At 45.0% G+C, this 18,878-nt stretch carries 21 protein-coding genes and 1 pseudogene; 8 read left to right on the forward strand and 14 right to left on the reverse strand.

Annotation, left to right across the window (positions count from 1 at the left end; translation table 11 throughout):
- Positions 1 to 254: 254 nt before the first annotated feature.
- The gene (locus H6F92_RS08620; RefSeq protein WP_190357542.1) at positions 255 to 512 is read right to left on the reverse strand and encodes a hypothetical protein; all 258 of its coding nucleotides are present in this window, start codon (positions 510 to 512) and stop codon (positions 255 to 257) included.
- Between the two features lie 343 nt (positions 513 to 855).
- Here H6F92_RS08620 and H6F92_RS08625 point away from each other — a divergent pair.
- The 3 genes and pseudogenes from H6F92_RS08625 to H6F92_RS08635 form a co-directional block, all read left to right on the forward strand.
- A pseudogene (locus H6F92_RS08625) lies at positions 856 to 1,401 on the forward strand (ISL3 family transposase); the annotation flags it as partial.
- Between the two features lie 319 nt (positions 1,402 to 1,720).
- Positions 1,721 to 1,948, forward strand: a complete 228-nt coding sequence (locus H6F92_RS08630) for a hypothetical protein (protein WP_052277263.1) — start codon at positions 1,721 to 1,723, stop codon at positions 1,946 to 1,948.
- Complete coding sequence (locus H6F92_RS08635) at positions 1,908 to 2,207, forward strand: type II toxin-antitoxin system RelE family toxin (RefSeq protein ID WP_052277264.1); 300 nt, start codon at positions 1,908 to 1,910, stop codon at positions 2,205 to 2,207. Before H6F92_RS08630 ends, H6F92_RS08635 begins: the two co-directional genes overlap by 41 nt.
- A gap of 60 nt (positions 2,208 to 2,267) precedes the next feature.
- On the opposite strand, the gene H6F92_RS08640 is transcribed toward H6F92_RS08635, so the two are convergent.
- Both H6F92_RS08640 and psaK read right to left on the reverse strand, forming a co-directional pair.
- Entirely contained in the window at positions 2,268 to 2,381 is a 114-nt protein-coding gene (locus tag H6F92_RS08640; RefSeq protein ID WP_052277265.1) for a hypothetical protein, read from the reverse strand.
- Between the two features lie 159 nt (positions 2,382 to 2,540).
- On the reverse strand, positions 2,541 to 2,807 hold the full coding sequence (gene psaK / locus H6F92_RS08645) for a photosystem I reaction center subunit PsaK (protein WP_185238806.1): 267 nt from the start codon (positions 2,805 to 2,807) through the stop codon (positions 2,541 to 2,543).
- A 120-nt stretch (positions 2,808 to 2,927) separates the two neighbouring features.
- Between psaK and H6F92_RS08650 the strand changes: the two genes are divergently transcribed.
- Positions 2,928 to 3,566, forward strand: a complete 639-nt coding sequence (locus tag H6F92_RS08650; protein WP_190357543.1) for a phosphoribosylanthranilate isomerase — start codon at positions 2,928 to 2,930, stop codon at positions 3,564 to 3,566.
- Positions 3,567 to 3,834: 268 nt separating this feature from the next.
- Here the strand turns inward: H6F92_RS08650 and folE are convergent, their stop codons facing one another.
- The 3 genes from folE to H6F92_RS08665 form a co-directional block, all read right to left on the reverse strand.
- Complete coding sequence (folE, locus tag H6F92_RS08655; protein WP_190357544.1) at positions 3,835 to 4,533, reverse strand: GTP cyclohydrolase I FolE; 699 nt, start codon at positions 4,531 to 4,533, stop codon at positions 3,835 to 3,837.
- A gap of 49 nt (positions 4,534 to 4,582) precedes the next feature.
- Positions 4,583 to 5,311: an SDR family oxidoreductase gene (locus H6F92_RS08660; RefSeq protein ID WP_190357545.1), complete on the reverse strand. Its 729-nt coding sequence runs from the start codon at positions 5,309 to 5,311 to the stop codon at positions 4,583 to 4,585.
- A 340-nt stretch (positions 5,312 to 5,651) separates the two neighbouring features.
- Positions 5,652 to 6,557, reverse strand: a complete 906-nt coding sequence (locus tag H6F92_RS08665; RefSeq protein ID WP_190357546.1) for a hypothetical protein — start codon at positions 6,555 to 6,557, stop codon at positions 5,652 to 5,654.
- 44 nt (positions 6,558 to 6,601) lie between these two features.
- On the opposite strand from H6F92_RS08665, the gene H6F92_RS08670 reads away from it, so the two are divergent.
- Together H6F92_RS08670 and H6F92_RS08675 are read left to right on the forward strand one after the other, a co-directional pair.
- Positions 6,602 to 7,009, forward strand: coding sequence for a hypothetical protein (locus tag H6F92_RS08670; RefSeq protein ID WP_190357547.1), 408 nt, complete (start codon positions 6,602 to 6,604; stop codon positions 7,007 to 7,009).
- Positions 7,010 to 7,086: 77 nt separating this feature from the next.
- Positions 7,087 to 7,446 (forward strand): hypothetical protein, encoded by a 360-nt coding sequence (locus tag H6F92_RS08675; RefSeq protein WP_190357565.1) that lies wholly within the window; start codon positions 7,087 to 7,089, stop codon positions 7,444 to 7,446.
- Here H6F92_RS08675 and nblS read toward each other — a convergent pair.
- Positions 7,427 to 9,418: a two-component system sensor histidine kinase NblS gene (gene nblS / locus H6F92_RS08680; protein WP_190357548.1), complete on the reverse strand. Its 1,992-nt coding sequence runs from the start codon at positions 9,416 to 9,418 to the stop codon at positions 7,427 to 7,429. The two genes, H6F92_RS08675 and nblS, sit on opposite strands and share 20 nt — an antisense overlap.
- Before the next feature lie 114 nt (positions 9,419 to 9,532).
- Positions 9,533 to 9,880 carry a DUF4359 domain-containing protein gene (locus tag H6F92_RS08685; protein WP_190357549.1) on the reverse strand — a complete coding sequence of 116 codons (348 nt, stop codon included), beginning with the start codon at positions 9,878 to 9,880 and terminating at the stop codon, positions 9,533 to 9,535.
- 293 nt (positions 9,881 to 10,173) lie between these two features.
- Here H6F92_RS08685 and H6F92_RS08690 point away from each other — a divergent pair, with 293 nt between their 5' ends.
- The gene (locus tag H6F92_RS08690; protein WP_190357550.1) at positions 10,174 to 11,232 is read left to right on the forward strand and encodes a D-alanine--D-alanine ligase family protein; all 1,059 of its coding nucleotides are present in this window, start codon (positions 10,174 to 10,176) and stop codon (positions 11,230 to 11,232) included.
- A 131-nt stretch (positions 11,233 to 11,363) separates the two neighbouring features.
- Here H6F92_RS08690 and H6F92_RS08695 read toward each other — a convergent pair whose 3' ends face one another.
- From H6F92_RS08695 to H6F92_RS08720, 6 genes are all read right to left on the reverse strand, one after another.
- On the reverse strand, positions 11,364 to 12,107 hold the full coding sequence (locus tag H6F92_RS08695) for a Uma2 family endonuclease (RefSeq protein WP_190357551.1): 744 nt from the start codon (positions 12,105 to 12,107) through the stop codon (positions 11,364 to 11,366).
- A 78-nt stretch (positions 12,108 to 12,185) separates the two neighbouring features.
- Entirely contained in the window at positions 12,186 to 13,850 is a 1,665-nt protein-coding gene (gene ribBA / locus H6F92_RS08700; protein ID WP_190357552.1) for a bifunctional 3,4-dihydroxy-2-butanone-4-phosphate synthase/GTP cyclohydrolase II, read from the reverse strand.
- Positions 13,851 to 13,987: 137 nt separating this feature from the next.
- Positions 13,988 to 14,866, reverse strand: a complete 879-nt coding sequence (locus tag H6F92_RS08705) for a phycobilisome linker polypeptide (protein ID WP_125730182.1) — start codon at positions 14,864 to 14,866, stop codon at positions 13,988 to 13,990.
- A gap of 45 nt (positions 14,867 to 14,911) precedes the next feature.
- Positions 14,912 to 15,727 carry a phycobilisome linker polypeptide gene (locus H6F92_RS08710; RefSeq protein ID WP_190357553.1) on the reverse strand — a complete coding sequence of 272 codons (816 nt, stop codon included), beginning with the start codon at positions 15,725 to 15,727 and terminating at the stop codon, positions 14,912 to 14,914.
- 119 nt (positions 15,728 to 15,846) lie between these two features.
- Entirely contained in the window at positions 15,847 to 16,335 is a 489-nt protein-coding gene (gene cpcA / locus H6F92_RS08715) for a phycocyanin subunit alpha (RefSeq protein ID WP_190357554.1), read from the reverse strand.
- Between the two features lie 66 nt (positions 16,336 to 16,401).
- A complete protein-coding gene (locus tag H6F92_RS08720) occupies positions 16,402 to 16,920 on the reverse strand; it encodes a phycocyanin subunit beta (protein WP_190357555.1) in 519 nt (172 codons plus the stop codon).
- 717 nt (positions 16,921 to 17,637) lie between these two features.
- Here H6F92_RS08720 and H6F92_RS08725 point away from each other — a divergent pair.
- The gene (locus tag H6F92_RS08725) at positions 17,638 to 18,861 is read left to right on the forward strand and encodes a M20 family metallopeptidase (RefSeq protein WP_190357566.1); all 1,224 of its coding nucleotides are present in this window, start codon (positions 17,638 to 17,640) and stop codon (positions 18,859 to 18,861) included.
- Positions 18,862 to 18,878 lie beyond the last annotated feature (17 nt).

An 18,878-nucleotide genomic window follows, 5' to 3' on the forward strand; every position in this document is an offset into this window, starting at 1 on the left:
AAGCCCAAAATCGCTGAAACCCAGATAGATCAAGGAAAATCATAAATCGAGGTTAACCCTTTGTCCCGTAATGGTTTGAGCCTTTTTTGCTGCCCGAAAATGCCTAAGTCCCACTATCAGTATAGACCTAGTTTCCACACAGAAACCAGAAGAGCCTATTTAGCAGGGTCAGTCCACACTCACCTGCATCAATATAGGAGCGAACAAACTCTATCTGAGTTTCTTGCATCACTTCTGTGGTAAGACGATTTTGCCTAATTGAGTTTTCGGTAAGTTTTAGGGGAATTGTTGGGTTTCCTTGCGTCAACCCAACCTACCAGATCGGCTGACCTCAAAAAATAAGCGAACGGTGAGTCAGGAATATAGGAAGTTTTCGTTTTAGAGACCATACCTCCCTGTTGTTCCCGCAATTGTTCTAGACGCATGGTACTCCAATCGGTCAGCATCGAGTTACCTAGCTGGGGGGCCAATTTGTTAATTTTCTCCACAGAGGAGATAGCTAATTCATCCATCTGTAGGGAAGCTACTGGAGTTTAGACTAATTCTGTCATGCCACTCCTGGGTCGAGCTTAATGAGTAGGTTGGCTCGAATCCCTTGCAACCCTTGCAAAAACTAGGTTATAGCTATTTCCTTGCCAAGTTTTCGCCCCTGCTCATGTACTTATTGGGGAATCTTGAAGGACTTTTGTGGAGGTTTGGTCAACTCATGATGTTCTGCAAACAAGCGCGAAAAGTCGCTATGCGGTCACAGAAATACTCGCTCAAGAAGTCTGTATTCCTTTTGGGGTCAGATTTTTAAGGTATTGAGCCTGAACTCGTTAGGGTTGATTTTTGGAAAATTTAGTCTAAACTCCAGTGAAAGAAGTGAGCGTCGATATGTGGTCAGGATTTACAGCAGTGATCAAGGAATTATTTCCCAATGCTAAAATCATCTATGACCGTTTTCATGTAATGGCTATCATCAATGACGAGCTTAATAAATTGAGAAAGTTAATGGGGGTGCATGAAAAAGGATTACCTCATTTATTATGGAAGAATAAAGAGGACTTAAAGGACGAGCAAAAACAACAACTAGAAGTTATTCTGAAAGAACATCCATGCTTAGGAATAGCCTGGGAAATGAAAGAAGAAATTAGACAAATTTATCAAAGTAGTAGAACGTTCAGAGGTGCTGAGAGAAAATTGGAAAAATGGATAAGAATAGGCGGGATATTATATGAAAGTAGTGCCAGGATGATCCAGAAGCATTTGCCAGGTATTTGTAATTACTTTGAAAATCAGACAACCAACGGATTAATTGAGGGAATGAATACCAAAATAAAGCTTATTAAAAGAATGAGTTATGGATTTACCAATTTTGAACATCTTCGACTTAAGCTGTTTGCTTGCTTTAATTCATAACAAAAATTAACACACGAAAACCAGAAGAGCCGATAGATTTTAAGAACGCTATCAGGTAAGCTAAGAGGCACTTTAACCGCCTATCCTCAGATTACCTGAATCTCTCCCAATCTCTTTAAGTACCTAGGCAAAATTATTTACACATGACGATCATTGCCCCGTAAGGGTTTTAGCTCGATCGGGCAGGTAATTAATTTTGCATGACTACTTACTTTCCTCGAACAGTAGCTTGAGAAAACTAAAATCCTGAAGATAACTGCTGTAAGAAACCCGTTTTCTTGATCTGCTGCTAGAATTCAAGTAGATTGGAGGAAAATATATGGAGCCGGCAAACACCTTAGATGCTCTAATGCTCAAAACCATCATCAAGGAAAGCGTCCGCGAAGTTATGCGGGAAGAATGGTTTAAATTCTTCGAGATGCTGATTCCCTATGTGGATGATATAGAACAAGCTGACATAGAAGCAACCTTTAATCCTGTTGATTACAAAGACGACAGCTTCGTTGATGTTACAGGCTGGTTTAATCGTGAAGATCAGGATCAGTAGATCAGCCAATAAATTTTTGGAGAAACTAGATGCTAATAGCCGAAAATCTGTTTTGACTAAAATTGGTATTCCCAAAACCTGCCTTGAAACTCAAAACGTTTATCCCCCTGAAGAACTTGATATCAAAAAACTTAAAGGTGAGTTAAAAGGATTCTCCAGAATTCCTGTTGGCAAAATGCGAGTTATTTTTGAAATCGGCAAGAAGACAGACGAAATCTTTATTTATGAGATTAACTTTAGAGGCAATATTTACGATTAATTAAGCGATTAGCAACGTTCGCATTTACCAATTATTTTCGATACTTCTTTCCGCAGCTATCTAACTTTCATAGGTTAATTTAGCCAATACTGCTTCTTCTTCGTCAGCAAAGTCTCCAGCTTCAACTTGGGCCACTGCTTTCTTAGTTTTCTCGCCAGCAGCCAGAATAATCAACCGATCTGGACGATTACTAGGCTTCTGGCATAATTGACTTTTGAGAGTTCAAAAATGGGAAAATAGGGATGAAGTTGCCTAAAATCTCTTTATGCTTAGTTCTACTGACTACTGGCTCCTTACTCCTCTCTCTGAGGTTTACTGGTCACTGATTACTGATTAGAGAATACCCGCGTTAGAAAGACCGAGAACCAGTCCCGCACCGAGAATATGGCCAAAACTCATGGTAGCCAATAATTCCGGCAGACCGAAGCTTTTTTTCGAGGCTAACTGCGGCAAGGGTAAAGCAGGGCCGGCCCCGGTATTTTGGATGGCAAAATAACCGATAACGAAGGCTACTAGGTTAGCTAAGGTCATGGTAATGCCGACGGATAAATTCCAGGGAATGGTTTGAACGGTGGCTAAAAGTAAGGTGGAAGGGATCATTGGCGCTCCAGTCTTGATAAGATTTTGTTAATCACAGGGCATTATAAAAAGCTCTTGACCCGAAACTGCTTTTTGTTTGAATACTTAACAGTTTTTGTAACGTTTTGTGAATAAGATTAAATGCGAATTAAAATTTGCGGCATTACCCAACCGGACCAAGGACGAGCGATCGCTACTTGCGGAGCTACGGCTTTAGGTTTTATCCTCGTACCTAGTTCGCCTCGTTACGTCAAAATCGAGCAAATTAACGCTATTACCGCCGCAATACCCGACAAAATTGATTTTATCGGTGTTTTTGCCGACGAGCAACCGGAAATTATTCAGCAGATAATTGTTAAAACCCCCTTGACAAGTGTGCAGTTACATGGTAAAGAATCTCCCGAATATTGCCAAAGGTTGCGGCAATTATTACCCGACCGGGAAATTATCAAAGCTTTGCGGATCAAAGACAGAGAAAGTTGGGAAAAGTCGGCAATTTACTTTAATAGCGTCGATACTTTACTTTTAGATGCCTACCATCCCCAATTACTCGGCGGTACGGGACATACCTTAGACTGGCAAGCCTTAGCCAGTTTTTCGCCCCCCTTGCCCTGGTTTCTCGCTGGAGGACTCAACCCCGATAATATTAGTGAAGCTTTAACTCGGCTGCACCCCCAGGGTATTGATGTCTCTAGCGGCGTTGAGCGATCGCCTGGTGATAAAGACCTGAAAAAAGTCGCCCTCTTGTTAGAGCGACTGCAAAAATTCAGTGATCAGTGATCAGCTTCTCAAGGCAAGAGGCAACAGGCAAGAGGCAAAAGACAGAATCTGACAATTCTCCTACCTAAAAAGAAGGTTAGAAACTAAGCACATCAAAGCTTTTAGCTTAACCAATTAGGTCTTAGATTCGGTCGAGTTAGAAGGTTTTGGGTTTTAGGGTGTTGGGGTTTTAGGGTGTTGGGGTGTTGGGGTTTTAGTTGAAATTTCCCCATTCCCCCATTCCCCCATTTCCCCATTCCCCCATTTCCCAATTTCCCCATTTGCCTGACTAGAAGAAATTAGGTTTATGACGGATCAGGTTAAGATACTCCTCGCGGGTTTTCTGCTCGTCTTGGAAGACTCCTAACATGGCACTGGTGACAGTCCAAGATCCCGGTTTCTGCACCCCGCGCATCACCATACACATATGAGTTGCTTCCATGACGACTGCAACCCCTTGGGGGTCGAGAATTTCTTGAATCGCTTCGGCAATCTGACGGGTGAGGCGCTCTTGGACCTGTAAACGACGGGAATACATTTCCACAATGCGGGCCAATTTACTTAATCCGACCACCTTTTGGTTAGGAATATAGGCAACGTGGGCCCGCCCCATGAAGGGTAACATATGATGTTCACAGAGACTAAAGAAGTCAATATCGCGCACTAATACCATCTCATTATGACCTTCATCGAAGATCGCACCATTAACGAGGGTTTCTAGGGATTGTTGATAGCCTTGGGTGAGAAACTGCATCGCTTCGGCCACCCGTTTGGGGGTTTTTAATAAACCTTCTCTTTCGGGATCTTCCCCCACCGAGATCAGGATATTTCTGACCGCATCCATCATCTGTTCTTTGTTTTCGTCAGAAGTTGGATGAATTTGAGCGGTTTTGCCATTGTGGGTGTGGCGATCGGGGCGAGTGGTCACGCGTGCTTGGATAGCGTCGGTTAGATTACCGTTTAAACCGTTAGAAGAAGCTATGGTCATAATGAAGATGCCTGTAGGCGAATTGATTGATAAACAGAAGTATTTTGGGTTATAATGCCCCCGCACTGGGCATAATGGTCATCGTTTCCACTACGGCCTGTTTGGGCAGTAACACCGCTTGTAGAATGGCCTGCGCGATGATATCTGGGGTTAACATGGCCGAGCGATCGAAATCTGCTTTGACGCTATCGCTGTCCCAGATGGGAGTATTGACAGCCCCGGGAATGATAATCGTGACGCGAATGGCGTTAGCCCGCTCCTCGATCGCTAAAATGCGAGAAAATGCCACTAATGCCGCTTTGCTGACACTATAGGCCCCCCAATCGGGGAAAAAATTATCGGCGGCGATCGAGGAAACGTTAATAATCGTGCCTCCCCCCTGTTGACGCATAGCAGGTAAAATCCCTTGCACACACTGGTAAACACTGGTTAAATTCAGGTCGATCACCCGCTGCCAGTCTGACAAAGGTGTGTCGGCTAAGGGGTTTGTGTAACCGATGCCGGCATTATTGATCAGGATATCGATCGGTCCGGATTCTTGGGCGATTTTAGCGATACTAGGAGCTACTTCCAAGATATCTGCCAAATCTAAGGGGTAAGCTTGGGCTGATACGCCTAAATCTGCCGCCATTGCCGCCACGGTTGCCAATTTTTGCTGATTGCGACCGATTAGAACCAGATTAATTCCCGCCTTGGCGAAAGCGAGGGCGGTTTCTTTGCCGATGCCGCTACTGGCTCCGGTGATCAGCGCTCGCTGTTGACGAATAACAGAGTTCATGGTATAATCTGAAATCTCTTAATTCCGGGTAGTTAGGGCAAAATTTTGGCGGTTAGGGGAACCCTAGAAAAGTTTAAGGCAGTTGGGTCGGATCGGAGCAATTTTTCTCGCACCAAAATTGCCGCGTCCACCTGGGGCGGGGGGAAGCATTGACTATCGGGTAGGTTCAAGATTAAGAATCGTTACAAAATTTTACCTAGCTAATTATAGCACCGTTAAGTCAGGGATCACTAATCTTTGTGTATATTCAGATAGATATCTAACCAGCGAGGGGAAAAAGCGGACTGGTTGGCGAGAATTCTTGAGGCTGCCTTGAAACTCCCTCCCCCCGCGCTGAAAACTACTCACCGGAGGAGATGGCAGCGGTGGGTTGAGTGCGATTGACAATCACCACTCGATCGCCGACAACGGGACTTCTAGCGAGGAGACTTCCCTCGTTATCCTTCATTTCCAAGCGGCGAAAATCGAGACTTTGGCAACGTTGAAAAACCGAATTAGCCAATTTATCCTGTTGTGATGCCTCGAGGCTATACCAATTATCGCCCAAAATAACTACTAGACGACTAGCCAAAAAATCCGCTTCTACGCTAGAAATAATCCCGGCGGGATAACGAGTAGTTAAATCGGTAATTTCCTCTTGAATGGCTGCGACTAAACTTTGTTCGGGAGTTAATCGCGGTTTTGCTTTGGTAATCGGGACGGGAATCGGTGCCTCTGGTGCGATTAATTCTGGGGGAGTTTCGATAATTTCCCCGGCTGCCGGGGAAGGACTAGAGACAACTTCAGGCATATTTTCGGCAATTTCCGCCGGATTTTTCGGTAAACTGACCACAGCTACTAATAGGATAGTGACTAAACTTCCTGTTAACAAGCCGGTAATTAACCAATCGGGAATTTTTTCGCTAATTCCCCCCGGTAAAAGTCGGCGAATTTTGCTCAAAATCGTCGTCCACCACCCTTCCACCTGCTCGAAATCCGGTAAAATATCGTCAATTCCCTCCGCTGCTTCGATGGGAAAATCTGGGGTTAAACTTTGCTCAACTTCTGCGAATTCGTCTGGTTTTAAAGCAGCGGCTAACTGTTGCGTTGAGTTAAGAAGATTATCAACAGCAACTTTTGGGGGTAACACTATCCCCGTTCCCGTGTTAAGTTGGGAAACGATCGAATTTAACTGCTCGATCGCCTCTTGTAGTCGGATCACCGTTTCTGCTTGGCTGAAATTCTCTCGCTCATTTGGTTGAGTCATAATCTTTCTTAACTCGCTGCCATTCTTTTTCAAAATATCATTCTATGCGCCGTTTTCTCGGTTTTTTAACCAGTATTTTCCTTGTCTTCCTGACTGCTTGTGGTAGTGTCACTCCCCCGCAAGAATTTGCCCCCCCTGGAGAAATCGTCGCCACAGCCCTTTTATTACAATTTCGTCACACATCCGATCGCCTTAGTCAATCTTTACAGATCGATCAGCCGCAGGTAAAAATTGCTAAAATTAATGTCACCAGTCTGGAACCGATTTATGTGGGCAATTTGCCCGCTTATCACTTGCAGGGCGATTACGATCTAACTCTGCGATTGCCCCATCAAAAAGATACCAAACAACACAACAATTTTGATCTTTATTTACAAAGACAGATCGAGGGGAAAACTTGGCGTTTACTCGAAGAAGTTGCCTCGCAATGGCGCAGCTATTTAGTGAAATAACCGGAAAAAGCCCGGGGATTTTGCTATAGTCTATGATCATCAGCAGTGACAATCCTCAAAGGGAAAATTTAGCGATCATGATTACCTGTCCTCGTTGTCAGCACAAGGTCGATAGTCAAGCCTTACAATGTCCCTACTGTTCTAATATTTTAAAGGCCTATGGTCATCCCGGCATGACCCTGCATCAAGCTGTCACCGGCGAGTTTTTATGCCAAACTTGTCTGTATCATGGCGATGATAGCTGTAATTTTCCCCAACGTCCCTACGCTACCGGCTGCACTTTATACAAAAATAGCCAAATAATAGCAGAAAAAATTCCTCCTCTCCCTCTCTCTAGGGTGTTAAAAAATTGGTGTCTCAGAAATAAGGGATTATTGCTATTATTAACCCTAATTTTGGGCAGTATTGCCCTGGCTTTTATAAACTCACGTCGTTAATTTTCTTGCTGGCGATCGAGCCTTGATATAGATCTAGATCGAACCAGAAAGTTGTGCCAATTCCCACTTCACTAATCAGATTAATTTCACTATAGTGTTTTTCAATAATATTTTTGACGATCGATAATCCTAATCCCGTCCCTTCTAGGGTATGAACGCGATTTTCTACCCGATAGAAGCGATCAAATATGGCACTTTGATCCTCGGCATCGATGCCAATACCAGTATCGGATACTTCCACGCGAATTTTGGGAGTTTCTTGGGGATTATCTCTGCTTATTTTATAGGCACGAATCACCACTTTACCGCCAGCAGGAGTAAATTTTAGGGAGTTACCGACTAGATTAGTTAATACCTGTAAAAGTAGATCATAATGACCTAAAATTGGTAGTAAATTGGCTTCAATTTCCGAGCTTAATTCTAGTCCTTTATCCCTAGCATTGAGTTGATAGGTCCTTAGGGTTTGTTCGATTAATTGTCCGATATCGATCGCATCTAAGTTATAGCTACGCGAGGATTCTAACCGAGAAAGATCGAGAACATCATTAACTAAACGAGTTAAGCGATCGGTTTCATGATTGGCGGTTTCTAAAAACTCTCTTTTTTCTGTATCGCTGAGATCCTCACCAAATTCTGTCAGGGTTTCAATAAAAGATTTGATGTTAAATAAAGGGGTTCTTAACTCATGGGAAACATTGCTAATAAATTGACTTTTTGCCTCATTTAATTCTGTTTCTCTGGTGATATCCTGTAGCGTCATGGCAATTCCCCGGACATTCTCCCGATACTGATCGAATACCTGAGTTAACAAAATGCGAATTGTGCAGGGTTTCGGGTTAGTTAAAGATAATCTAAATTCCGACGGGGAATAGTTATTATTTTCCTGATCAATAACAGCATTTTTCTGATTCTGATTAGCAGATTCTTCTGGCTGGAGGGTTTCTCCTGCCGCGATTTGATAGAGAGGTTTAGTTAGTTTAACCGTTAGTTCTGAGGGAAAAAGATGTAGAACATTTTGACCGATAATTTCCTGATCTTCCCAGCCAAATATTTCCCGAGCTGCGGGATTAATTAATAACAATTGAAAGTTAGTATCTAAGAGAATTGCTCCATCAGCAATAGTGGACATTAACGTATCTAGTTTTGCTTTTTCGGCGGTCATTTCTTCGATATTTTGTTCTTCGTACCGTTCTAACTTTTCCGCCATTTCATTAAAACTGAGAATTAATTCCCCTAACTCTCCTCCCAGGGGTAAATCAACGCGCTGCTTAAAATTTCCCGCTGCAATATTTTTGACCCCGAATAATAACTCCTTGATTGGTTTGGTGATAGTTAAAGCATTAAAAACTGCCCCGAGAATCACCATAGCCCAAATCGAGACAAAAACGGCAATAGTAACATCACGGGTTAGATTAGAAGAAGCCACTACAATAGCGTTAGGATTGATCCCGATCGCTAATACTCCCAAATATTTGCCTTCATGATTTAAGGGAACAAAGACATCGGTTACTTCACCGTCGGGGGTTTTATGCTGACGGATGAGGGGAGTTTCCCCATTTTCGCCATAATTTTCCGGTAATTGAATGTGACGCTCGATCGTCAGGGAGTTCTTAACTTCGGCGGTAGAATAGGGAATGCCGAAAAATATTTGACCCTCCTCGTTAGCGTAGATCAAATAACGAACACTGGAGGTACTACTATAAAAACGGGCTGAAAAACGGGCTAAATCGGTTAAATTGTCCTCAGCAATCAGAGGGGAGACATTAGCGGCTAATAACAGCCCTAAATCCCGGCCAAAACGGGTATCATTGAGACGGACATCCTGCTGGATCGTGTTAACCGCCCAAAAGGTTAAACCACTCATCAACAAAGAAACGGCTAAAGTAGCCGCGGCCATTAATTTAGTTTGGAGAGTGAATTCAGACCACCAACGGGCGATCGCTTCTCGGAGACTAGGCAGAAAATTAGACACGGTTAGGCAGCATTAATCTGTATTCTTGAGTACTCTATCGCTCAAATCGCGGGTTAATATGATCATCTTAACTCATTATTAGGCTGGTAGCGGTTAAGCTGGCACTGATCTCACCTAAGTCTCCGAGAAAGTCAAGAAATGCCCAAAAGCGCCAAGAGTTCTAATTTTAGCTACCCCCGGTACTTCTGTGGTGTAGATACTGAACACACCTAAATTTTGCCGTTGACTAGAGGTTTCGATCGCTGGTTTTAAGATTTGATTTTTGATGATATTTCTGGCTGCCACTGGCAAAGAATCGATCGAGCCACAGAGACTGATTTTCTCGCAAGCGATTTTGTCGGCATGAGCGAGGAGTTTTTCCGAGGCGTATTCGCTGTAAAGTTCTTGGGGGGGATTGGTAAATCCCATAATCCCCGCTAATACCCCCAAGGCGATCGCTCCCTTGAAGAAATTACCCCCCATAGCTATTTAGCTCCTTGATTTTGTCTTCTCCACTCTATTTTGACAAGACATTTTCGATCTGGCTAGGGGGACAAGAGAATCACCGCTCACCTGTCCCTCAGCTTATTGAGAAACTGTCAGTAAATGGATATTCAGGGGGAATTTCTTGGGTTTGCGTAAGGCTAGAGTCAGATTGTTTTCAGCAAGCTGTTGCTGTAATCAGAGTCTCAATCATTTGGCACTATGGTCAACCCCACCCATAGTATGATAATTGAACTCTAATTTAGGATCTAGCTGGCTCTAGAGGGGATAACATGGACAAGATCAAGGTGGGATTATTGTTTGGTGGTCGATCGGGAGAACACGAGGTATCTATCAATTCGGCTCGATCGATCCTGCAAGCTTTTAATTATCCCGAAAATCTTGACAAATACGCCGTTATCCCCTTCTATATCGATAAAAATGGCTGTTGGCATTCGGCAGCAACTGCTAGACAAATTTTAACCTCGGGGCAACCCCTAGCTATTGAGAGTGATATAAAAGTCAATATCTGGCAATTTCCCCCGGAAGTGAGGGAAATCGAGGTTTGGTTTCCAATTCTCCACGGACCGAATGGGGAAGATGGCACTTTACAAGGATTACTCACTCTCATGCGGGTTGCTTTTGTGGGTAGTGGGGTCCTGGGTTCATGCTTGGGAATGGATAAAATTGCCATGAAAACTGCTTTTGCAGCCGCCCGATTACCCCAAGTTAAGTATAAGGCCATAACCCGCTCGCAAGTGTGGTCAAATCCCTGTGTTTTTCCGCAATTGTGCGATCAAATCGCCGAGGAAATAGGTTATCCTTGTTTTATTAAACCGGCTAATTTAGGTTCTTCGGTGGGTATTAGTAAAGCACGCAACCGGCAAGAATTAGAGGCTGCTTTAGATAGTGCTGCTAGTTATGATCGACGGATTATTGTTGAAGCAGGAGTTACCGCAAGGGAGATCGAATGTGCGGTTTTAGGTAATGATAATCCCCAAGCTTCTTTGGTGGGAGAAATTACTTTTGATAGTGATTTTTATGACTACGAAACTAAATATACTGACGGGCGATCGAGTATGGTGATTCCCGCTAATATTCCCGATAAAATTGCTAATCAAGTGCGAGAAATGGCTGTAGAAGCATTTAAAGCTGTGGATGCTGCGGGATTGTCGCGGGTGGATTTTTTCTATGTAGAAAATACTGGGGAAGTGTTGATCAATGAAATTAATACTCTGCCGGGGTTTACTAACTTTAGTATGTATCCCCAACTCTGGAAAGCCACCGGTTTAGAGTTTGATAAATTGGTCGATAAGTTGGTACAATTAGCCTTAGAAAGACAGGAAAAATAAGGTTAAATTACCATTATTTCTAGGATAGGAATTACCTATTAAATAGAAGATAAATTTTGTCTTTGATCCCCCCTTATTAAAGGGGGAAACTGACAATTTTTAACACCTAACTACTTAGAGATATTGATCAATTAGATAGTTTCGGGATCAATGCCCAATTCTCGTAATTTTTGGGCTAATTTTTCCCTTTCAAAGATAGCTTGTTCTTTTTCGAGGATAGCCTGTTCTTTTGCCTGTCGTTCCTGTTCCCTTTCTAAAAGAATCTGTTCTTTTGCTTGTCTTTGCTTTAATTCAGCTTCTTGGGGAGTGGGGACTAATTGACCATCGGCGGTAAAATAACGCAATTTCCCCTCAAAAATGCCTAAATATAGTTCTAATTGTTCACTCCATAAATAGCCGTTTTCATTAGCAGAAATAGCTTGATATTGTCCCGCAATTAGTCTAAATCCTTGCAATTCTAAGGTATTAGGATCAAACCAAAAATAATTAGGAGTGCGAAAGGTATTTTGATAGAGAATTTTCTTTTTAGTGCGGTCAATATTGGCCGTAGAATCGGAAAGAATCTCCACGATCACATTGGGATATTTACCCCCTTCTCCCCAAACCACCCAACTTTTGCGGGGACGTTTTTCTGTATCTAAAACCACAAAAAAATCAGGACCACAGAAATCGCGCTTTTTCAGTTGTTCTTCGTTATAGTAGATAGTCAGATTACCGGAAGCATAGTAATCGTTTTTCTCTTGCCATAATAATTCTAGACAACTGAGAAGAATTATGATCTGTTGCAGATGTAAATCACTTTCCAAGGGTGGTTCATCACTCCATAAATCGGTGGGGGGACAGGTAACTTCCGGTAAAATGTCGAGAGTTGTCATAGTTTTTCCCCGTTATACTAGCTTTGTTTAATTATAACTGTTACGCTCTTTTCTGGTCATAGAAAACTAATTTTTGGCTCAATCACGAGTAAAACTGTAGATAATTTGGGTAGCTAATTGTGGTAATTGTGAGAAATCTTCATCGGACATTTTTTGACGATCGAGTTTCATTTGTAATCCCGTCATCGAATCGTCTCCGTCGGAAATTAAAAATTCTAAGCGTTCAATTTCCGACCAATCTTTAAGGTCATTTAATATCTTGTCAATAACCAAAAGGTAAGGATGGGAAGGATTTTTATACCAATTACTGCTGACACCCTGACGAATATCTAAACCTAAATGTACGATCAAAGGAGCGCGATCAAAAAGGGCATTGGCTACCGGTCGGGTTTCTTCTTGGAGAGATAATTGATTAGCGCGACTTAACTGCCGTAACTTCTCTAATTGATGATATCTTTGCGAAATTGACGGCGGATTTTCCCCCCAACTGAGAGCGATGGTGACTAGATAGGTTTGTAAGAATAGATGTCCTAACTTTTCCGCTTTTGTGGCCAGATAATTGGAATTATAATCATTAGCCTCGATCAGCAAAGGTACTCGCTCGACTATTTCCAAACCATAGCCTTTTAATCCGGCAATTTTACGCGGATTATTGGTAATTAAACGAATATTTCTCACCCCCAAATCGTTAAGCATTTGCGCTCCCATGCCGTAATCGCGCAAATCGGCGGGAAATCCTAACCTTTCGTTGGCTTCCACCGTATCTAACCCTATATCCTGTAAAGAATAGGCTTTTAGCTTATTAATTAAGCCAATTCCCCGGCCTTCCTGTCGCAGGTAAACCACCACCCCTAAACCGTTGTTTTCAATCATTTTTAAGGCACTTTGCAACTGTTGCCGACAATCGCAACGCAAGGATCCCAAGGCATCCCCGGTCAGACATTCTGAGTGCATTCGTACCATTACAGGTTGATCACCAAAGAGAGCGGGATCGCCTTTCACAATAGCAATATGTTCGGTTTGATCTAATAAATTTCGGTAGGCATAAAGCTGAAAAGTGCCGAATTGACTGGGAAAATCACAGACCGTTTCCCGATGGACAAAGCGATCATGTTTTAAGCGATAACTGATCAGATCGGCAATGCTAATTAACTTTAAATTATGTTGACGAGCGTATTCAAATAGTTGCGGTAAACGGGCCATGGAACCATCGGGATTTTGGATCTCACAGATAACTCCCGCCGGATACAACCCGGCTAATCGAGCCAGATCCACGGCTGCCTCCGTATGACCGGCGCGTTTTAAGACTCCACCGGCTTTAGCACGAATCGGGAAGACATGACCGGGACGGGTGAGATCGTCGGGACGAGTGACTGGATTAAGGGCAACTTGCACGGTTTTCGCCCGATCTTCTGCCGAAATACCAGTTTTAACCCCTAAATGGGGAGCGGCATCGATGCTAACAGTAAAAGCGGTTTGATTGCTATCGGTGTTTTTTGTCACCATCAAGGGTAATTCGAGAGCATCAAGACGCTCTCCCGTCATTGCCAGACAGATTAAACCGCGAGCTTGCACTGCCATGAAGTTAATCAGATCGGGGGTGGCAAATTGGGCCGCACAGATTAGATCTCCTTCATTTTCGCGATTCTCATCATCAACTACGACAATGGCACGTCCGGCTTTGATTTCCGCTAAGGCAGTATCGATAGAGTCAAAAGCGATCGAAGTGACAGTCACAGGCATTAAAACGAGGGAATTATTTTCATTCTACAGGTTTGCTCGATCTGCTGAGGTTCAATTTCTACAAGTGCCCTAGAAAGAAGTCTCCCGGTGAACCTGACGGCTGCCCGGGAGACTTTTAGTTATCTTAAGCTAGAAAATTAGTTCAAACTAGCGGGGGTGATGCTGGCAACTTTGCCACCGAGACGGTTGATCTGTTGCAGGGTGTTATTTAACTGTTCAAAGGGGACGATAACCGCTTTGCTACTGCGACGGACACTGGGATAACCCGGTTTGCTAATAGCGGCAATTTCCACGCGATAGAGCTTACCCACATCACCATAGGCCACACTACCACCCAGAGCTTTACTGGGGGTGTTGCGTTGAGCAGAGGGACGATAGGCCCAACCATCGCTGCCACCGGAGGGACCGACTACTGCCGAAGCGCCGTTTTGAGCTAATTCCACCGCTAAACGGGAGGTTTTGCCAGCAATCTGCGAGCGATCGCTGTTGGCATAACCGCGATAGAGTTGGAACATCCGGGTAAATCCCACGGTTTTTTGACCGGGTTGGCTGGCAAAACCGCGATAGTAGGGAACGATGCTATCGCCGAAGTTTTCGGTATATTCGGCGGAATCGATGTAGGAGTCGATATCGGCCTCGAATCCTTTGTTTTCATAGAGATCGAGGTGATAGACCACTTCCGACTCATCGTAGGGAGCGCGACCTAAAAGATGTTTGATATTAAGTTCGATGACGCGGGTTTGGAAGTTACCGTAGAAGAATTTGTTCTTATACAGTTCCGATTTGGCCACGGCGCGGACGAATTCCCGCACGGTGATCGAACCGTTGCAGAGTAAGGATTCGGCACTGGTAAGGCGCTCGGAACGCATGATATAGTCATTGCCTAGCACCTGACGATAGACAGCGCGAATAACCGCCTGTGCGTCGTCACGGGACCAATCGGGACGTAATTCCACGGGAGCAACCTCGCTAAAAGCGGTTGTCCCTAAACGGGAAGCTGAGGTAGTAATTGCCACTAAAGTTCTCCTACAAAAAAATGATCATTTTCTGACCGCTCAAAACTAGGCGAGAATAAGTTCGATTACCTGGCCGCCTTGACGGTTGATTTCTTGCAATTTGTTCGATAGTTGCTCGTAGGCAACGAGATATTCGCTCACACTGCGACGCACACGGGTTTGTCGTCCCGCTTTTGCGCCACTAACCACGCGCAAGCGATAGAATTTGCCCCGATCGCCCCCAGCTAATCCGGTTAAGGATTGACCGGTTCCGTTAATATAAACGGGGGAAGCACTGTTATAGGCTAGTTCCCTGGTCAGTTTTCCCTCTTTTAACGGCGCGCGATCGCTGGTCGCATAACCGCGATAGACTTGGAACAGCCGACTAAAACCGACGGTTTTCTGACCGGTTTGGCTGGCGAAACCGCGATAGTAGGGGACAATGTTCTGGCCGAAGTGTTCCTCGTATTCGGGGGAATCGAAATAGGAATTAATTTCTGCTTCGTAACCCTGTTGATTGTAGAGATCGGTGTGGAAAGCGATCTCGGCTTGATCGTAGGGAGCGCGACCGAGCAGGTGTTTATAATTCAACTCGATAAAGCGATTTTGGGGATTGCTGTGGAAAAATTTCTTCCGATATAGTTCTGATTGAGCGATCGCCCGAACAAAATCCTTGACGCTAATCGAACGATTGCGTAAGAGGGATTCTAGGCTGATGAGGCGCTCGCTGGACATCAGATGCTCGTTGCCCAATATCTGTCGATAGGCCCCGCGGATCACCACTTCTACCTGTTTATCACTGTCGGTGGAGCGTAATTCTAAGCGGGGGGAACCGTTGTAGGGTTCAAATCCCAGTCTTTGGGCCGCTATCAAGCTAGTCATCGTCGATCCTCCTGAAACTAACCTTTAATGGATATAACAAAGTCTGGAAGAACAGGTGATTGCTAACCCTTTTGCTAACAACCCCCTGTCTTTCCAGACCAGCAGTTTTTTCGATCAAACTAGCTGAGAGCGTTGATCGCGTAGTCGATGTAGGAGTTGGCTTCTACCGCAGGGTCGCCACTTAAACCATGGTTGGCTTTGATGTATTTGAGGGCTTCGATGTACCAGCTAGGAGACAGGTCGAAGGTGCGGTTGATTTCGTCGATACCAGCGATGAGGTACTCGTCCATCGGACCGGTTCCACCGGCAACTAAGCAGTAGGTCACCATGCGGAGGTAGTAACCGATGTCACGAGCGCATTTTTCTTTACCGCGTTGGTCCGCCGCAAAGTTAGCCCCTTGCATTTGGGTGGTGTAGGGGTATTTGTTGTACACCGCTTGAGCTGCGCCGGAGATCAAAGAACTGGCTTTTTCAGTCAATACTTTAGCGGCGGCGAGGCCGGCAGCAGCTTGACGAAAACGACCGAAAGCAGTTTGGATTTCGGTGCTGCTTAAGAAACGACCTTGAGAATCAGCGGCTGCTACGGCTTCGGTAAGGGGGGTTTTCATTGTTTGGTATCTCCCAATAATCTTGCAATAAGTTTCCTACGGTTTAATTGAGACTAGCCCCAGGGACTAGGCGACAGCAGCGGCGGCGCGGTCGAAGTAGCTGGCAATTTCAGACATCAAAGCACTGCAATCGCCGGGGGTGATACCGTTGCGATCGTTAGCAATGGATAAAGCAGCTTCTTTCATTTTGCTTACGCCAGCAGCCACGGAAGCTCCAGGTACTCCTAAAGCTACATAGGTTTCGCGCAGACCATTTAAGCAACGATCATCGAGAACACTGCCGTCGCCAGAGAAGGTAGCGTAGGTAACATAGCGCAAGATGATTTCCATGTCCCGTAAGCAAGCGGCCATACGACGGCTGGTGTAGGCATTACCACCGGGGGTGATCAGTTGGGGCTGTTCAGCGAACAGGCTACGAGCGGCGTTAGCAACGATGGTGGAAGCGTTACTGGTGATCCGGTTAACAGAGTCCATCCGTTTGTTGCTCTCGGCAACCATGGCGCTGAGAGCGTCTAGTTGGGAAGAGCTTAAATATTCGCCACGAGCATCAGCTTGGGATACTACCCGGGTGAATGCGTCAAACATTGTGACAATCTCCTAAATTGAAATGGGATTTGCTTGCAATTAAAATTTTCCCTCTTAAGGGATTTCACGGTGAGTCTGGACGAGCCTTGACCGCGATTGTTGCGATTTACTTTAAGAAACCTGAAAAAACTTCATGGCCCTCTCATAAATCACCTAAGGAGGTTAAACAAGTATCCAGCTTAACTTTTGTCTGTTATCTTGGCCCCTCAAGTTAAATTTATACACTGCTGTCGAAACTTTGTTTGTTACATATTATTAAGTTTTTTGCTGTCTTTTTGTAACAGTCACTTAACAATGACTCGATCGAGTTGGTCATCAATTCCTGACATGGCTCAAAGCCTCTCACTGTCGGGAAATCAGAGACAGCAAGGCTTTAAGGGTATAAAGGGCAGCAAGATAAAATTTTTAAGTTTTTTTTAATATTTCCCCGCTTTCCCTTCCCCCATTGCCCAAGGATTGCCCTTTCCAGGCCTCAAATACGATGAAGTTTTGTAAAGAAGGGTGTGGGGAGTGGGGTGTGACCCCCCCAACCCCCCCGACATCGGGGGGGCAGGGGGGGTGTGGGGTGTGGGGTGTGGGGTGTGGGGGGAGAATAAATAAAAATAATCTCCTGTCTCCTGACTCCTGACTCCTGACTCCTGACTCCTGACTCCTGACTCCTGACTCCTGAAGTTAAACTAGAAACCAGTGATCAAAAAAACTAGCCGTCCGAACCCGATGATTTCCTCCTTTCCTGTCCCCAATAGCTTAAATTGCCCTCAAATTCGCCTTGCTATTCGTTCTCTGCAGCCGCAATTAGTCCACTGGCGCCGACAAATACACCAAAAACCAGAACTAGGCTTTCAAGAACATCTCACCGCCTCCTTAATCAGTCAAACCCTGACTAAATACGGAATTGACCATCAAACCGGTATCGCCGGCACCGGAATTGTCGCCACTATCGAAGGCAGTCAACCGGGGCCAGTTTTGGCCCTGCGGGCCGATATGGATGCACTACCGATCGCCGAAGCCAACCAAGTCCCCTATCGTTCCCAACATCCGGGCCAAATGCACGCCTGTGGTCACGATGGTCACACAGCGATCGCCCTCGGTACAGCAGTTTACCTAGCACAAAACCGTCACGATGTCAAGGGGATCGTAAAAATTATTTTCCAACCCGCCGAAGAGGGGCCGGGGGGTGCAAAACCGATGATCGAAGCGGGAGTGCTGAAAAATCCCGACGTGGAGGGAATTATCGGGCTACATCTCTGGAATAATCTGCCCTTAGGGACAGTGGGCGTAAAAAATGGGGCCTTAATGGCGGCGGTGGAATGTTTCGATCTCCAGATTCAAGGCCGGGGCGGCCACGGGGCAATTCCCCATCAAACCGTCGATTCACTACTGGTGGCGGCCCAAATCGTCAACGCCTTGCAAACTATCGTCGCCCGCAACCTTAACCCCCTCGATGCCGCCGTAGTGACTGTGGGTAAATTAGCAGCGGGAAGCGCCAGAAACGTGATCGCCGATAGTGCTAATCTCAGTGGGACGGTGCGCTATTTCAATCCCCAGTTAGGGGGCTATTTCCGACAACGCATGGAAGAAATTATCGCGGGCATCTGTCAAAGTCAGGGGGCTAGTTATCAATTCGATTACTGGCAATTGTATCCCCCGGTAATCAATCATGATCAGATGGCGGAATTAGTGCGCTCAATCGCCGCACAAGTGGTGGAAACCCCGGCTGGAATCGTTCCCGAATGTCAAACCCTGGGAGGGGAAGATATGTCCTTCTTTTTACAGGAAGTACCCGGCTGTTATTTCTTCTTGGGGTCCGCCAATCCCGAATTAGGATTAGCCTATCCCCACCATCATCCCCGCTTTGATTTTGATGAATCGGTGTTAACCATGGGAGTCGAGATTTTTGTCCGTTGCGTCGAAAAATTCTGTAACTCTAAGACTTTCTAGCAATCCGTTCAGGGTGA

This window comes from Microcystis wesenbergii FACHB-1317, assembly GCF_014696875.1.
Lineage (GTDB): Bacteria > Cyanobacteriota > Cyanobacteriia > Cyanobacteriales > Microcystaceae > Microcystis > Microcystis wesenbergii_A.

Coding starts and splice junctions, on each gene's coding strand:
- H6F92_RS08635 (WP_052277264.1), top strand. CDS start 1,908: ATGTTACAGGCTGGTTTAATCGTGAAGATCAGGATCAGTAGATCAGCC.
- H6F92_RS08725 (WP_190357566.1), top strand. CDS start 17,638: ATGATTTCCTCCTTTCCTGTCCCCAATAGCTTAAATTGCCCTCAAATT.
- H6F92_RS08630 (WP_052277263.1), top strand. CDS start 1,721: ATGGAGCCGGCAAACACCTTAGATGCTCTAATGCTCAAAACCATCATC.
- H6F92_RS08675 (WP_190357565.1), top strand. CDS start 7,087: ATGATTACCTGTCCTCGTTGTCAGCACAAGGTCGATAGTCAAGCCTTA.
- H6F92_RS08650 (WP_190357543.1), top strand. CDS start 2,928: ATGCGAATTAAAATTTGCGGCATTACCCAACCGGACCAAGGACGAGCG.
- H6F92_RS08720 (WP_190357555.1), bottom strand. CDS start 16,920: ATGTTTGACGCATTCACCCGGGTAGTATCCCAAGCTGATGCTCGTGGC.
- H6F92_RS08665 (WP_190357546.1), bottom strand. CDS start 6,557: ATGACTCAACCAAATGAGCGAGAGAATTTCAGCCAAGCAGAAACGGTG.
- H6F92_RS08690 (WP_190357550.1), top strand. CDS start 10,174: ATGGACAAGATCAAGGTGGGATTATTGTTTGGTGGTCGATCGGGAGAA.
- H6F92_RS08695 (WP_190357551.1), bottom strand. CDS start 12,107: ATGACAACTCTCGACATTTTACCGGAAGTTACCTGTCCCCCCACCGAT.
- psaK (WP_185238806.1), bottom strand. CDS start 2,807: ATGATCCCTTCCACCTTACTTTTAGCCACCGTTCAAACCATTCCCTGG.
- H6F92_RS08710 (WP_190357553.1), bottom strand. CDS start 15,727: ATGACTAGCTTGATAGCGGCCCAAAGACTGGGATTTGAACCCTACAAC.
- H6F92_RS08670 (WP_190357547.1), top strand. CDS start 6,602: ATGCGCCGTTTTCTCGGTTTTTTAACCAGTATTTTCCTTGTCTTCCTG.
- ribBA (WP_190357552.1), bottom strand. CDS start 13,850: ATGCCTGTGACTGTCACTTCGATCGCTTTTGACTCTATCGATACTGCC.
- folE (WP_190357544.1), bottom strand. CDS start 4,533: ATGACCATAGCTTCTTCTAACGGTTTAAACGGTAATCTAACCGACGCT.
- cpcA (WP_190357554.1), bottom strand. CDS start 16,335: ATGAAAACCCCCCTTACCGAAGCCGTAGCAGCCGCTGATTCTCAAGGT.
- H6F92_RS08685 (WP_190357549.1), bottom strand. CDS start 9,880: ATGGGGGGTAATTTCTTCAAGGGAGCGATCGCCTTGGGGGTATTAGCG.
- H6F92_RS08620 (WP_190357542.1), bottom strand. CDS start 512: ATGGATGAATTAGCTATCTCCTCTGTGGAGAAAATTAACAAATTGGCC.
- H6F92_RS08660 (WP_190357545.1), bottom strand. CDS start 5,311: ATGAACTCTGTTATTCGTCAACAGCGAGCGCTGATCACCGGAGCCAGT.